At 68.7% G+C, this 13,566-nt stretch carries 12 protein-coding genes and 1 pseudogene; 12 read left to right on the top strand and 1 reads right to left on the bottom strand.

Features of this window, described 5'->3' with window-relative positions:
• Positions 1-408: 408 nt before the first annotated feature.
• The 8 genes and pseudogenes from ACIA8L_RS16130 to ACIA8L_RS16095 all read left to right on the top strand — a co-directional run bounded on the left by ACIA8L_RS16130 (position 409) and on the right by ACIA8L_RS16095 (position 8,443).
• The gene (locus tag ACIA8L_RS16130) at positions 409-1,542 is read left to right on the top strand and encodes an inositol-3-phosphate synthase (RefSeq protein ID WP_395904972.1); all 1,134 of its coding nucleotides are present in this window, start codon (positions 409-411) and stop codon (positions 1,540-1,542) included.
• Positions 1,543-1,813: 271 nt separating this feature from the next.
• Complete coding sequence (locus tag ACIA8L_RS16125) at positions 1,814-2,620, top strand: SCO3242 family prenyltransferase (RefSeq protein ID WP_395904969.1); 807 nt, start codon at positions 1,814-1,816, stop codon at positions 2,618-2,620.
• Positions 2,617-2,832, top strand: coding sequence for a hypothetical protein (locus ACIA8L_RS16120; protein ID WP_395904966.1), 216 nt, complete (start codon positions 2,617-2,619; stop codon positions 2,830-2,832). The genes ACIA8L_RS16125 and ACIA8L_RS16120 overlap by 4 nt, the downstream gene beginning before the upstream one ends.
• Positions 2,829-3,665: a sugar phosphate isomerase/epimerase family protein gene (locus ACIA8L_RS16115; RefSeq protein ID WP_395904965.1), complete on the top strand. Its 837-nt coding sequence runs from the start codon at positions 2,829-2,831 to the stop codon at positions 3,663-3,665. Before ACIA8L_RS16120 ends, ACIA8L_RS16115 begins: the two co-directional genes overlap by 4 nt.
• 207 nt (positions 3,666-3,872) lie before the next feature.
• Positions 3,873-4,538, top strand: coding sequence for an EboA domain-containing protein (locus ACIA8L_RS16110; RefSeq protein WP_395904962.1), 666 nt, complete (start codon positions 3,873-3,875; stop codon positions 4,536-4,538).
• Positions 4,538-5,347, top strand: a pseudogene (locus tag ACIA8L_RS16105) (TatD family hydrolase); the annotation flags it as partial. The gene ACIA8L_RS16110 and the pseudogene ACIA8L_RS16105, both read left to right, overlap by 1 nt.
• A 332-nt stretch (positions 5,348-5,679) precedes the next feature.
• A complete protein-coding gene (gene eboE / locus ACIA8L_RS16100; RefSeq protein WP_395904959.1) occupies positions 5,680-7,002 on the top strand; it encodes a metabolite traffic protein EboE in 1,323 nt (440 codons plus the stop codon).
• Between the two features lie 85 nt (positions 7,003-7,087).
• Positions 7,088-8,443, top strand: coding sequence for a nucleotide pyrophosphatase/phosphodiesterase family protein (locus ACIA8L_RS16095; protein ID WP_395904956.1), 1,356 nt, complete (start codon positions 7,088-7,090; stop codon positions 8,441-8,443).
• Positions 8,444-8,739: 296 nt separating this feature from the next.
• Here ACIA8L_RS16095 and ACIA8L_RS16090 read toward each other — a convergent pair whose 3' ends face one another.
• Positions 8,740-9,870, bottom strand: coding sequence for a diguanylate cyclase (locus ACIA8L_RS16090; RefSeq protein ID WP_395904953.1), 1,131 nt, complete (start codon positions 9,868-9,870; stop codon positions 8,740-8,742).
• Positions 9,871-10,002: 132 nt separating this feature from the next.
• On the opposite strand from ACIA8L_RS16090, the gene ACIA8L_RS16085 reads away from it, so the two are divergent.
• From ACIA8L_RS16085 to ACIA8L_RS16070, 4 genes are read left to right on the top strand one after another with little or no spacing between them, the layout of a single operon-like run.
• Positions 10,003-10,956 (top strand): ABC transporter ATP-binding protein, encoded by a 954-nt coding sequence (locus ACIA8L_RS16085; RefSeq protein WP_395904951.1) that lies wholly within the window; start codon positions 10,003-10,005, stop codon positions 10,954-10,956.
• Positions 10,940-11,806: an ABC transporter permease gene (locus ACIA8L_RS16080; protein WP_395904949.1), complete on the top strand. Its 867-nt coding sequence runs from the start codon at positions 10,940-10,942 to the stop codon at positions 11,804-11,806. Before ACIA8L_RS16085 ends, ACIA8L_RS16080 begins: the two co-directional genes overlap by 17 nt.
• A gap of 1 nt (position 11,807) precedes the next feature.
• Positions 11,808-12,719, top strand: coding sequence for an ABC transporter ATP-binding protein (locus ACIA8L_RS16075; protein ID WP_395904947.1), 912 nt, complete (start codon positions 11,808-11,810; stop codon positions 12,717-12,719).
• Positions 12,719-13,432 (top strand): ABC transporter permease subunit, encoded by a 714-nt coding sequence (locus ACIA8L_RS16070; RefSeq protein ID WP_395904945.1) that lies wholly within the window; start codon positions 12,719-12,721, stop codon positions 13,430-13,432. The genes ACIA8L_RS16075 and ACIA8L_RS16070 overlap by 1 nt, the downstream gene beginning before the upstream one ends.
• Positions 13,433-13,566 lie beyond the last annotated feature (134 nt).

The raw sequence follows: 13,566 nt of genomic DNA, 5'->3' as shown, positions 1-13,566 counted from the left end.
GCTTCGCTCGACTTATCGGATTTATACCCCGACGCGGTATTTATCGCATCTGTCCGTTTCCGTGTCAGACGTCGCCCGCTTTGGCTGACACAGGTTGCCCGCTCAGGTCATACAGCCCGGCGCGGCCGTCGGCTGCAGCTCGAGTCTTGCGGGCGGAGGGGAGGGTTCGGTTCTGCGCGAGTTTGTGCGTTCCGCTCGAGTCGCGGCGGTCCTCGGCGTGGTGAGTTCCTGGTGGAGGGCGCGGGCTTTCACAGTACTCACGAGGAAGTTCTTTTGATTTGTGCAAAAGTTCGGTAGCCCCTAGCGAAACGGTGGTGATCGATCTAGGCTGCTAATCCAGCGACATTCGGCGATGTCGCCCCATCCATGGATCCCAATCGTCACGTTCCTCACCGCTAGGAGGAGCCCGTGCGTACGGGTGTGTGGCTGGCTGGCGCGCGCGGTTCTGTCGCCGTCACCAGCATTGTCGGGGCCGTTGCACTGCGAGCCGGGCTGACCGAGCCGGTCGGGTGCGTGACTGAACATCCACGATTGCGCACCGGTGCGCTGCCGGGGTTCGGGGACCTGGTGTTCGGCGGCCATGATGTCGTCAACACCGCACTGGTCAAACGAGCAGAAGCGCTCGCTGCGGCCGGAGTCGTACCCGCGCGCCTCGTCGCCGCGCTCCATAGTGAGCTGTCCGCTGTGGACGAAGATGTGCGGCCGGTGCCGCACGGCGACAACGTTCTGGCGGTAGCGGCCAGCATGTGCGCGGATCTGGACGCGTTCCGGCACAAACACGCCCTCGATCGTGTCGTCGTCGTCAACGTGGCCTCCACCGAGCCGGCCGTTTCGCGCCAACCCGTGCACGATGCGCTGTTCGACTTGCGGCAGGCGATGGCGCAGCCGGCCTTCCCGCTGCCCGCCAGCACGATCGCGGCGTACGCGGCGTTCAGTGCCGGCTGCCCATATGTGGACTTCACGCCGTCCACGGGTGCGCGACTGCCGGCGTTGCACGAGCTGGCGGTCGCGAACGGGCTGCCGTACGCCGGACATGACGGCAAGACGGGCGAGACGCTCGTCAAGTCCGTGCTCGCGCCGATGTTCGCGATGCGCAGACTGCGGGCGACTTCCTGGTCCGGCATCAACCTGCTCGGCGGTGGCGACGGTGCAACACTCGCGGAGCCGGCCGCCAACGCCGCGAAGTCCGCCAGCAAGCAACGCGTGCTGGGCGAAACCCTGGGCTACGTCCCGGACGGCACGACGAGAATCGAGTATGTTCCCGGCCTCGGCGACTTCAAGACCGCCTGGGACCTGGTCACGTTCAACGGCTTCCTCGGCACCGCGATGCGCATGGAGTTCACGTGGCACGGCTGCGACTCCGCCCTGGCCGCCCCGCTGGTCCTGGACCTGGCCCGGCTGACCGCCGCCGCCCACCGCAACGGCCGCGTCGGACCGCTGCCGGAGCTGGCCTTCTTTTTCAAGGACCCGCTCGGCGCAACCGACCACAGCCTGTCCGCCCAGTTCGAAACCCTCGCCGACTTCACCGCGAGCCTGCAATGAACCGCCATGCGCCGGCGGACCGAAACCAAAGTCGATTCGCACAGGCGGCCCCGCACCGCAACCGACTTGCGCAGGCTGGCGCAGACCGGCACCAACTTGCGCATGCGGCCAAGAACTGCAACTGGCGTGCGTCAGCTGCACCTGTTCGCGGACCGGCTGCACTGTTCGTGCCCGGGCACGTCATCGCCGACTGCACCGCGAGCCTGCGATGAACCGGCACCTGAATCGCGGGCGGCGCCTGAACCGAAGCTCGAATTGGAACTGGCGCGCGGTGGCCGAACTTGTTCGCGCACCGGCCGCGCTGTCCGTGCCCGGAGACGTCATCGCCGGCGCCGCCGCGGCGAGGAACCTCCGGGTCGGCACGGCCGGGCTGGCCGGGGCGAGTGTGCTGTTGTACTGGGCCGGCATGGCGGCGAACGACTGGGCCGACCGCGCGATCGATCTCAAGGAACGGCCCGAGCGTCCCATCCCGTCCGGCCGCGTCCCGGCGCCCGCCGCGCTCGCCATCGCCGCCGGGCTGACCACGGCCGGTGTCGTCGTGGCCGGATTGGCCGGCGGCCGTAAAGCGCTCAACGTCGCACTTCCCCTGGCCGGTGCCGTGTGGGCATACGACTTGGGCGCCCGCCACCCCGCTGTCATGGCCGCCTGCCGCGCGCTCAACGTCCTGCTCGGCGCGAGCGGAGGCGACCTCCGACGTGCGGTGTGGCCGGCGGCAACGGTGTTTGCACACACGTACACCGTGACCGCGCTTTCCGGGTCCGAAGTGCACGGAGCGACTCCGGAGTTGCCGAAACGAACGCTCGCGGGGACGGCTGTGATCGCGGCGGCCGCGGGCGGGGCACCGGCGTCCGGAGCCCTCGCGGCCTGGTACGCACTGCAGTACGGCCGGCCGCAACTGGCCGCGGTGCAGGAGCCGAGCGCGACGAACATCCGCACGTCCGTCGGCGCCGGCATCCTCAACCTCCCCGCACTGCAAGGCGCGCTCACGGCCCGCGCCGGCGCACCACTGCTCGGCCTGGCCGTCGCCGCCGCCGGTCCGCTCGCACGCCGACTCGCGCGAAGGGTGTCACCAACATGAGCGAACCGCGCATCGAAACCTGCACGGACCGTTCCGCCAACCACCCGATTCAGCAGCAAACCCGCACCCGCCACCGCCTCGACAAGACACCGCCCGTCATCGCCGACACGTATCCGCTCACACACCCGTTCACGCACCAGCACGCCGAACAGGCCACAGCCGACATCCGTTCGCTCGCACACCAACTCGCGCGAAAGGTGTCACCGACATGAGCGGGCTGCGGTTCGGGTACGGCACGAACGGGTTCAGCAACCACCGGCTCGACGACGCCCTCGCTGTCATCGCCGACCTCGGATATGAGGGCGTCGCGCTGACCCTCGACCACCATCACCTCGACCCGTTCGACGCGAACGTTTCGCGACATGTGCGAGCGGTCTCCCAGCGCCTGGGCGAACTCGGACTCGCCGTGGTGATCGAAACCGGTGCGCGGTACCTCCTGGACAAATGGCGCAAGCACGCACCCACGCTGCTCGACGACGAGCCCGGTCCCCGGCTGGAGTTCCTGCGCCGCGCGGTGCGCATCGGGGCCGATCTCGGCGCCGAAGCCGTCAGTTTCTGGGCCGGCGTGCCAAATCCCGGCCTGGCTCGCGACGAGGCGTGGCGGCGGCTGGTCAGTGGATGTGCCGAGGTCCTGGCCGCGGCCGAGGGTGCCGACATGCAACTCGGTTTCGAGCCGGAGCCGGGCATGCTCGTCGAATCCATCACGGACTGGGAACGGCTGCGGGCCGACCTCGGCGCGCCGGTGCACTTCGGCCTGACGCTCGACATCGGTCACTGCCGTTGCCTGGAGCCGATTTCCGCAGACGAATGTGTACGCAAAGCGGCCGGTTCGATCGTGAACGTGCAGATCGACGACATGCGCCGCGGCGTCCACGAACATCTGGAGTTCGGCACCGGCGAAATCGACTTCCCACCGGTACTGCGGGCGCTGTCCGAAATCGGCTACGGCGGCCTCGTCGCGGTCGAGCTGCCGCGCCACAGCCACGCCGCCCCCGAGGTCGCCCGCAGATCCCTTGCCTTCCTGCGCGAGAAGGAAGCGTTGTGAGCGGCCCCGATCGCAGCGAAGGGCCGGCGAACCATCAGCAGACGGCCGAAATTCAGGGCGGCGCCAGGTCGAGCCGAGATGCAGGCATGGCGGCCCGAAGCGCAACAGAGGTGTCGACATGAGCGACCCGGAACGCAACGGAGGACCCGCGAACCATCAACACACGACCGAAATTCAGGCGGCGCCAGATCTAGCCGGGATGCAGGCATGGACGGCTCGAAGCGCAACGAAGGTGTCGACATGAGCAGCCCGGAACACAGCGGAGGTGGAAGCGTGCACCTCGAGATGGTGTTGCGAAACGCGCTCACCGACACCGTCTGGCTGGACACCGCGCTCGAAACGGTTGCGCGGCAGCCGTCGGCGATCGTCCGCCTCTTCCCGGCCGTGGGACGTCGTTGCGGGCGCTGGATGCTGCCGGAACCGGCCGGCTGGAGCGTCGACGACGCCGCACGGGTGCTGCTGCTCCTCCGTTTGCCGGACCAGAGCGAAGTGCCGCAGTTGTACCGGCACGGCGATGCGGCCGAGAAACGTGCTGTGCTCCGGGCGCTGCCGCAACTCGCTCTTGCTGCGACAACAGTGCGCACGATCCTGCTCGACGCCCTGCGCACCAACGACACCCGGCTGGTCGCTGCGGCGCTCGGCCCGGCCGCCCGGGCGCTCGACGCGGCCGCGTGGCGTCAGGGAGTACTGAAGACGGTGTTTATGGGTCTGCCGCTCGCGGAAGTCGCTGACCTCAGCGAACGCGCAGACGCCGAACTCGCCACGATGCTCGCCGGGCTGGCCGCGGAGCGCCGGGCTGCGGGCCGGTCGCTGTCCGCCGACGCGACCGAGCTGCTCGAACGGCTCAGGCCGGAACACGAGAGGGTCCAGTGATGCGCATTTTCGACCCGCACATTCACATGACGTCCAGGACCACCGACGACTATGAGCGAATGGCCGCCGCCGGTGTCCGCGCGCTGGTGGAGCCCGCGTTCTGGCTCGGCCAGCCGCGCACGAGCGTCGGTTCGTTCGTCGACTACTTCGACGCGCTCGTCGGTTGGGAACCGTTCCGGGCCGGCCAGTTCGGCATCCTCCACCACGCCACGATCGCCCTGAACCCGAAGGAAGCCAACGATCCGCGCTGCCGGGAGGTGCTCGACGTCCTGCCCCGCTACCTCGAGAAGGACGGGGTCGTCGCGGTCGGCGAGATCGGGTACGACTCGATGACGCCCGAGGAAGACGAGGTGTTCGCCGCGCAGCTTTCCCTCGCCCGCGAACATGAACTGCCGGCCCTCGTGCACACGCCGCATCGCGACAAGGCGCGTGGTACTGAGCGAACGCTCGCCGTCGTGCGCGAGTCCGGGATCGATCCCGGCCGTGTCGCCGTCGACCACCTCAACGAGGTCACCGTCGCGACGGTAGTGGACTCCGGATGCTGGATGGGATTCTCCATTTACCCGGACACGAAGATGACCGCTGAGCGCATGGTGCACATCCTGCGCGAGTACGGCCTGGAGCGGATGCTCGTCAACTCCGCCGCCGACTGGGGACGCTCCGATCCGCTGCTCACCCGGCGCACCGGCGAGGCGATGCTGGCCGCCGGATTCAGCGACGACGACGTCGACCGGGTGCTCTGGCGCAACCCGATCGCGTTCTACGGACAGTCCGGACGCCTGGACCTGTCCCCCGCGAACAGCACGAACACATCCGCGACCAGCACGCCGACGTCCACGGACAGCACGGACGCGTTCGCAGAGCGCACGGACAAGCTCGCAGGCGGAACGGACACGCTCGCGGACGACACGGACACGCTCGCGCACAGCAGGAACACGTCCACGGACGACACGGAGACGTCCGCGCACAGCAAGAGAAAGCTCGCGAACAGCACGAACGCGGCCGCGGACACCGCGGCGACGTCCACGGGCCGCACGGACGCGTTCGCGGACACCGCGGCGACGTCCACGGGCCGCACGGACGCGTTCGCGGACAGCACGGCGACGTTCGCGGGCAACTCGATCAAGCGCGGGGGTGACTGATGCGGCTGCGACATCCGGACGGGCAGATCGTGCACCTCGCGTACTGCACGAACGTGCATCCCGCCGAGGATCTCCCGGGCATCGTCGCGCAGTTGGACACCTATGCGACACCGATGCGCGAACGGCTGGGCACCGACGTGCTCGGGCTCGGCCTGTGGCTGAGCTCCGGGGTGGCGACCGAGCTCGCCGCCGACGAGGCCGCCCGCCGCCGGCTGCGCCACGAGCTCGACGTGCGCGGTCTGGAGGTGGTGACGCTCAACGGTTTTCCGTATCGCGAGTTCCACGCCCCGGTCGTCAAGCGGGCCGTGTACTACCCGGACTGGTCCGATCCAGCGCGTTTGCGGTACACCCTCGATCTGGCTCGGATTTTGGTAGATCTGTTGCCGGACGACGCCGCGCGCGGGTCCATTTCGACACTGCCGCTCGGTTGGCGGGACCCGTGGGACGGGCCGCAGGCGGCGCGGGTCAGCCGGGCGCTGGACGCGCTGGCGCAGGGGCTCGCCGGGCTGGAGGTGCTGACCGGCCGGGCGATCCGGGTCGCGTTCGAGCCGGAGCCGGGCTGCATCATCGAGAACACGCTGCAAGCGACTGTGCACTTGTCGAAAGTGGATCGCCGCTATCTGGGCGTTTGTGTCGACCTCGCGCATCTGGCTTGCCAGTGGGAGGACCCGGCGGTGGCCGTGCAGCGCCTGGCCCGAGCCGGCCTGCCGGTGGTGAAAGTCCAGGTCTCGGCCGCGCTGGAGGTGCCCGATCCGGGCGACGCACGCGAGGTGCTGGCCGGGTACGCCGAGCCGCGGTTCCTGCACCAGACGCGCACCGCCGGCTGCCGCCACTCGTTCGACGACCTCGACGAAGCCCTCGCCGCCGCCGACCTGGCGACGTTTGGTGCTCCCGCGCTCATCGACACAACCGTGCCCGGCACAACCGTGCCCGGCACAACCGCGCACATGGCTGCATCGAGTGTTGCCGCTCGTATGGCCGGGCCGGGTGCTGGCGCGCGCGTGGCCGACTCCAGCGTTGACGCGGAGCGAGTGGCTGGTCAACCGTGGCGGGTGCACTACCACGTGCCGCTGCACGCCGAGCCGGAGCCGCCGCTGCGATCGACCACGCCCGTGCTGCGGGCGGGCCTCCAGGCGCTGCTCGGCGGGCCGATCGCGGCTTGTGACCACCTCGAGGTCGAGACGTACACGTGGAATGTGCTGCCACCGGGCCAGCGGCCGGACGGTCCGCACGCGCTCGCGCACGGCATGGCCGCCGAATTGGCGTTCGCGCGCGACACCTTGCACGATCTGGGACTCAAATCCGTGGAGCGGAAGCCATGAGCGGTGAAGAGCGAAGCGAAACGGCCGCGCGTTGTGCACTCAGGACCGGGCCCCGGCCGGCACCGGAGCTTGCGGAGGTGTTCGCATGAGCCGGAAACTCGTCGTGCTCGACGTCGTCGGGTTGACGCCGCAGCTGCTGTCGCACATGCCGAACCTGGCCAAGGTCGGAGCCGCGGTGCCGCTGGAGCCGGTGCTGCCCGCTGTCACCTGCTCCGTGCAGTCGACGTTCCTGACCGGGGAGACGCCGGCCGGTCACGGGATCGTCGGCAACGGGTGGTACTTCCGCGACCTCGGCGAGGTGCTTCTATGGCGCCAGCACAACGCGCTCGTCGGCGGTGAGAAGTTGTGGCAGGCGGCGCGGCGGGCCGAACCCGGATACACGGTCGCGAACGTCTGCTGGTGGTACGCCATGGGCGCGGACGTCGACTGGACTGTCACCCCGCGGCCGATCTACTACGCGGACGGGCGCAAAGAGCCGGACTGCTACACGTTCCCGCCGGAACTGCACGACGAGTTGCAGGACGCGCTCGGCCCTTTCCCGTTGTTCACGTACTGGGGGCCGACGGCGGGCATCCCTTCCACCACGTGGATCGCGCGGGCCGCCGAGCACATCATGCGGGCCAAGGACCCCGATCTGACGCTGGTGTACCTCCCGCACCTGGACTACGACCTGCAGCGCTACGGCCCGTCCGACCCGCGGTCCGCCGCGGCCGCCGCCGAACTCGACGCGGTGCTCGGGCCGCTGCTCGACGCGGCCAGAGAGCAGCAAAGAACGATCGTGGCGCTGTCGGAGTACGGCATCACGGACGTGTCGCGGCCCGTCGACATCAACCGCCTGCTACGCAGCGAGGGCTGGCTGAACGTGCACACGCAGGACGGCATGGAGTACCTCGATCCGTGGACTTCACGCGCGTTCGCGGTCGCCGATCACCAGATCGCGCACGTGTACGTGCGGGATCCGGAAGACATTCCGACTGTTCGCAAGCTCTGCTCCACGCTGAGCGGCGTCGGCGAGATCCGCGACGGCCTCGGCCATGAGCGTTCGGGTGAGCTCGTCCTGCTGGCCGAACCGGACGCCTGGTTCACGTACTACTACTGGCTCGACGACCGCCGCGCGCCCGACTTCGCGCAGCTCGTCGAGATCCATCGCAAGCCGGGCTACGACCCCGCCGAGCTGTTCTTCGACCCGGCCGGACCGGGTGCGGCAAAGGCGCGGGCCGGGATGGCGTTACTGCGCAAAAAGCTCGGTTTCCGGTACCGCATGAGCGCGATCGGTCTGGACGCCGGCGCACGAGCGGTCAGGGGTTCGCACGGTCTGATGCCCACCGACCCGGCCGACGGCCCGGTGTGGCTGTGCGATGACCCGTCCCTGACGCCGGCCCGAGTGCAAGCAACCGACGTGAAGGGTCTGCTCCTGCGACTCGCCGGCCTGTCACCCTGACCTCCGCTGCACGAACGTACGCAAACACAATGTACGCCCCGAACGACGCACATCGCGCACATCGCGCAAGGACGAAGTGCGCAAGACTGCATACGGCCACCGCACAATGCAAACGACGTCCGCCGACTGCACGCACACACCGTGCGCACGAAAGCGAACACCGTGCAAGAAATGAACACCGCACGAAACGTGCGAACACCACGCGCAGGGTGCGAGCGGTGTGCGCGCGGTGCCCGCGAAAGCGAGCGTTCCTGGCCGGGTGCGAGCGTCGGGCGCTGGAGTGCTCGCGGCGGTCGCTATGCGGCGCTGGCCTCGGTCAGGTGTGCCGCCCGGTCGTTGTCGGCCCGACGGCTTGCCGGGATCGCCGCCCGCAACAAGTGGTGGGCGGACTTGACGCGGTACATCTCGGCGTCGGCCACGCGCATCAGGGTGTCCAGGTCGCCGTCGCGGGCGGTAGCCGTGCCGATGCTCGCGTCCACCGACACCGTGCCGGAACCGAGTTGCACCGGAGCGGTCAGCGCCGCGCGCAGACGGGCCGACACCTCGTGCGCGCGATGCACGTCCGTGTCGTACAGCAGTACCACGAACTCGTCACCACCCAGGCGGGCCACCAGGTCCTGGTCTCGAACCTCCGACAGCAGCCGCGCCGCCGTGATCTGCAGCAACTCGTCGCCGGCCGCGTGCCCGAGCGTGTCGTTGACCTCCTTGAACCCGTCCAGGTCGAGCACCAGCACCGAGGCCGGCGGGCCCGGGCGGAGCGTCGTGCGTGCGTGTTCGTGCAGCAAGTGCCGGTTGCCGACGCCCGTGAGCGGGTCGTGCAGTGCCTGTTCGCGCAGTCCGAGCGCCTGTTCACGCAGGGTCGCACGGGCGGCGGCCAGCTGGTCGAGGTGGTTGTGGTGCGCGCGGGACAGCAGTCCGGTCATGATCGCGACGACGAACTCCAGGCCGGGCGCGATGCCGATCAGGTCGGTGGGCATGTCGCGGCCGGCGATCTGCGGGCCGAGGGCATAGAGCAGCACACCGGCCGAAGCGACGGTGGTGGCGACCAGCAATGCGCCGGACAGGCCGTGTCGGTAGGCGCCGACGATGATCGGGATGATGAGTATCGGCCAGAACACCAGCTGCGGGGCGCCGGCCGCGGCGTAGACCAGAGCGATGATGACCGCTGTGTCCGCCGCGAGCAGCACGGTGCTGATCCTCCGGTACCGGCGGCGGCCGACCGACCTCAGGGCGTACCCCCCGAGGAAATTGACAAAAACTTCCGCGAGAACCGATGCGATGCTGATCGGCACGCTCAGACCTGGCACCCGGGGCAGCAGGACGAGGGACGCCACGATCCACAGCACCGCGGCCGTCCGGCTGATGATGCCGGCCCATTCCAGGCTGCGGCGCATGCGAACCAGCGCCTCGTCGACCTCCATGGACATGTACTCGGCGATAGCGACCCTGATCTGAGGGCCGGCTGAACCTGAGAAGAATCACAGGTAGAACCCCTAAGGAGCGGCTTTCAGGTGCGTTCCGGATAGTCCTGGGGGTACACGGTCCGTAGTCTCGGCGACGTGACACTCATCGAGACGCGTGCGCTGACGAAGCGCTACGGGGGTGGCGTCACCGCCCTGTCGGAGCTGACCCTGGCCGTTGAGCCGGGGATCATCGGTCTGGTCGGGGCCAATGGCGCCGGAAAGTCCACATTTATCAAGATCATGCTGGGTCTCCTGCCGCCCTCCGACGGCGAGTTGCGCGTCCTGGGGCTGGACCCGACCACACAGGCCGAACAGGTGCGTTCGCGCGTCGGCTACATGCCTGAGCATGACTGTCTGCCGGGTGAGGTGTCGGCGGCAGAGTTCGTCACTCACCTTGCGCGAATGAGCGGCCTGCCCGCCACGGCCGCGCGCGAGCGTGCATCGGAGGCGTTGCGGCACGTCGGGCTCTACGAGGAGCGGTATCGCCAGATCGGCGGCTACTCGACCGGCATGAAGCAGCGGGTCAAGCTCGCGCAGGCCCTGGCCCACGACCCGGACCTGCTACTGCTGGACGAGCCGACCAACGGCCTCGACCCGGCCGGCCGCGACGCGATGCTCGAACTCGTGCATCGGATCGGCACCGAGTTCGGCATCTCCATCGTCGTGTGCTCGCATCTGCTGGGCGAAGTTGAGCGAATCTGCAACTCGATCATCGCGATCGACGGCGGCCGGCTGCTGCGCTCGGCGACGGTCGAGGACATGACGACGAGCCGGGACGTGCTGATGGTCGAGGTGTCCGAGGGGGTCGAGCAGCTCACCGCGCGCCTGGCGGAGCTGGGCATCCCGGCCAGCCGGGACGGTGCCGCGCTGAACGTGCCGCTGGACAACGAGGACGTGTACGACCGCATCCTCGTCGCCGTGGCCGAGCTCGATCTGCCGCTGCACCGGCTCGACCAGCGCCGCCACCGGGTGGCCGAGCTGTTCCAGACCCACTCCGTCACCGCACCCGCGCTGAGCGCTCAGGAGGCCGGCCGTGGCGCCGCAGACTAGTGTCATCCATGACATCGGCTATCAGCGATACAAGGGACCGCGGCTCGGCCGGTGGTACGCCAACCGCTCCCTCTACGAGCACAGCGTCCGCGCGGCGTTCGGCATCGGCCGCGGGGCCAAGGCCAAGATCTTCCCCTGGATGATCATTGGCATTGTGTTGCTCGTAGCGGTCGTTGTCATCGCCTACCGGTCCATCTCCGGGCAAACCCTGATGTCGTATCGTGACTACGTCGACGGCCTCAGCTACCCGGTCATGCTGTTCCTGGCGATCGTCGCGCCGGAGCTCGTCTCCCGCGATCTGCGCGATCGCACGCTCCCCCTGTACTTCTCGCGCCCGCTATCGCGCACCGACTACGCCCTCGCGAAGTTCGCCGCGATCGGCACCGCGGTGCTGATCCTGCTCGGGGTGCCGCAGCTGCTGATCTACATCGGTGCGGTGTTCACGCGCACCGACGGCTTCTCCGGCGCCTGGGACGAACTCGGCGACCTCGGCCCCGGCCTGGCCGCCGCGCTGATCAGCGCGCTCATCCTGGGTTCGATCTCGCTGCTGGTCGCCTCGCTGTCGGGCCGGCGCGCGTTCGCCGCCGCGTTCATCGTCGGCGTCTTCCTGATCACCTCGCCGGTCTCCGCCATCCTCGCGACGCTCGGCAACGACACCGTCCAGCACCTGGCGTTCCTGGTCAACCCGATGTTTCTGATGATGGGCCTGGAACAGTGGATCTTCGGCAAACCCGCCGGCGGCGGCATGCCGATCGGCAACCTCGGCTGGGCCTACGGCGTCGGAGCCTTGATCCTGTTCGGCGGCTCGCTCCTCCTGCTGCTGCAGCGTTACCGGAAGGTGGCCGCCTGACATGAGCACCGTCGACCTGCAGCACGTTTCGCGGTGGTACGGCAATGTCGTCGCCGTCAACGATGTGACCATGACGCTCGCGCCGGGTGTCACGGGTCTTCTTGGCCCGAACGGTGCCGGGAAGACCACACTCCTGCACATGATGTCCGGTTTCCTGGCGCCTTCGCGCGGCACGCTCACCGTGGACGGCGCACCAACGTGGCGCAATCCCGACGTGTACCGCACACTCGGCCTCGTCTCCGAGCGCGAAAGTGTGCACGGCTTCCTGACCGGACACGAATTCGTGCTCGCCAGTGCGAAGCTCTTCCGGCTCAGCAACCCGGAAGAGGCCGCCCGCCGGGCCATCGCCCTGGTGGAGATGGAGCCGGCCCAGGACCGCCGCATCGACACCTACAGCAAGGGCATGCGCCAGCGCATCCGGGTCGCGGCCGCGCTCGTCCACGAGCCGAGCGTCCTGCTGCTGGACGAGCCGTTCAACGGCATGGACCCGCGGCAGCGCTTCCACATGATGGATCTGTTGCACAAAATGGGCGACGACGGCCGCACGGTGCTGTTCTCCTCGCACATTCTCGAAGAGGTCGAGCAGGTTTCCGGCACCGTGCAGGTCATGGTGGCCGGCCGCCTGGCCGCCTCGGGTGAGTTCCGCACGATCCGCCGCCTGATGACGAACCGTCCGCACGTGTTCACCATCCGCTCCAGCGACGACCGGCGCCTCGCGGTCGCGCTCATGGCCCAGGACTCCGTGGCCGGCGTCGACATCGATGCGACTGGTTTGCAGGTGCGCGCGTCGGACTACGGCACGTTCACCCGCGCGTTGCCGCGTGTCGCGCTCAAAGAGGGCGTCCGCGTGCGCCGCCTCATCCCGGCCGACGAGTCCCTGGAAAGCGTCTTCTCCTACCTGGTGGGTGCCTGATGAACGCCACAGTCGCGATGATCACCGCGCGCGGCCTGCTCGGCCGCCGCCGGATCTGGCTCCTGGTGCCGCTACCGCTGCTGCTCATCGGCCTCACGCTGATCGTGAAGGCGTTCGGCCCGGAACCCGCCGAGTGGGGCGAGGGCGTGATCGGCGGCCTCGGCTTCTCCGCGGTACTCCCGGTCATCGCTCTCATCATCGGCACCGGCGTCCTCGGCTCCGAGATCGATGACGGCACGATCACGCACATTCTGAGCAAGCCACTGCCACGCTCGGAGATCATCCTGACGAAGCTGGCCGTGGCCACCGGCGTCACCGCCATCTTCGCCGGGGTGCCGCTGTTCGTCGTCGGCCTCATCGCGGGCGAGCCGCCGCTGGCGTTCGCGCTGTTCGTGGGCGGCGTCATCGGCTCAGTCGCGTACTGCTCGCTGTTCGTGCTGCTCAGCGTCATGAGCCGGCGCCCGGTGCTGGTCGGCCTGGCGTACGTGGTGCTCTGGGAGGGCGTCCTCGGCAACATCTTGTCGGGCACGCAGAAGCTGTCGATCCAGCAGTACGTCCAGGCGATCGTCGACTGGCTCGCCCCGACCGAACTCCTGCACGGCAATGTGGCGGTACCGCTCAGCTGCGTCATGGCCGCGGTGTTCACCATTGCATCGACGCTGTACGCGATCCAGCGCCTCCGCACCCTGTCCATCGCCGGCGAAACCGGCTGATCGCACATCAACCGCAACTGGCCCGCTGCACGCCAGTCGCAGTCCCACTGACTGCAAGTCAACGGCAAAAGGCGGCGCATTCCGGGGGTACCGTGAATGCGCCGCCTTTCCGCATGCAGTCAACGCTCACCACT

Source organism: Dactylosporangium sp. NPDC051541 (genome assembly GCF_044454505.1).
Classification (GTDB): Bacteria; Actinomycetota; Actinomycetes; order Mycobacteriales; family Micromonosporaceae; genus Dactylosporangium.
The sequence above is the reverse complement of the archived record's forward strand: the minus strand, read 5'-3'. Positions and strand labels throughout refer to the sequence as shown.

Bases quoted from the DNA above. Each gene is read 5' to 3' on its own strand.
- ACIA8L_RS16120 (WP_395904966.1), top strand. From the start codon at position 2,617: ATGAGCGAACCGCGCATCGAAACCTGCACGGACCGTTCCGCCAACCAC.
- ACIA8L_RS16115 (WP_395904965.1), top strand. From the start codon at position 2,829: ATGAGCGGGCTGCGGTTCGGGTACGGCACGAACGGGTTCAGCAACCAC.
- ACIA8L_RS16110 (WP_395904962.1), top strand. From the start codon at position 3,873: ATGGACGGCTCGAAGCGCAACGAAGGTGTCGACATGAGCAGCCCGGAA.
- eboE (WP_395904959.1), top strand. From the start codon at position 5,680: ATGCGGCTGCGACATCCGGACGGGCAGATCGTGCACCTCGCGTACTGC.
- ACIA8L_RS16095 (WP_395904956.1), top strand. From the start codon at position 7,088: ATGAGCCGGAAACTCGTCGTGCTCGACGTCGTCGGGTTGACGCCGCAG.
- ACIA8L_RS16090 (WP_395904953.1), bottom strand. From the start codon at position 9,870: ATGTCCATGGAGGTCGACGAGGCGCTGGTTCGCATGCGCCGCAGCCTG.
- ACIA8L_RS16075 (WP_395904947.1), top strand. From the start codon at position 11,808: ATGAGCACCGTCGACCTGCAGCACGTTTCGCGGTGGTACGGCAATGTC.
- ACIA8L_RS16070 (WP_395904945.1), top strand. From the start codon at position 12,719: ATGAACGCCACAGTCGCGATGATCACCGCGCGCGGCCTGCTCGGCCGC.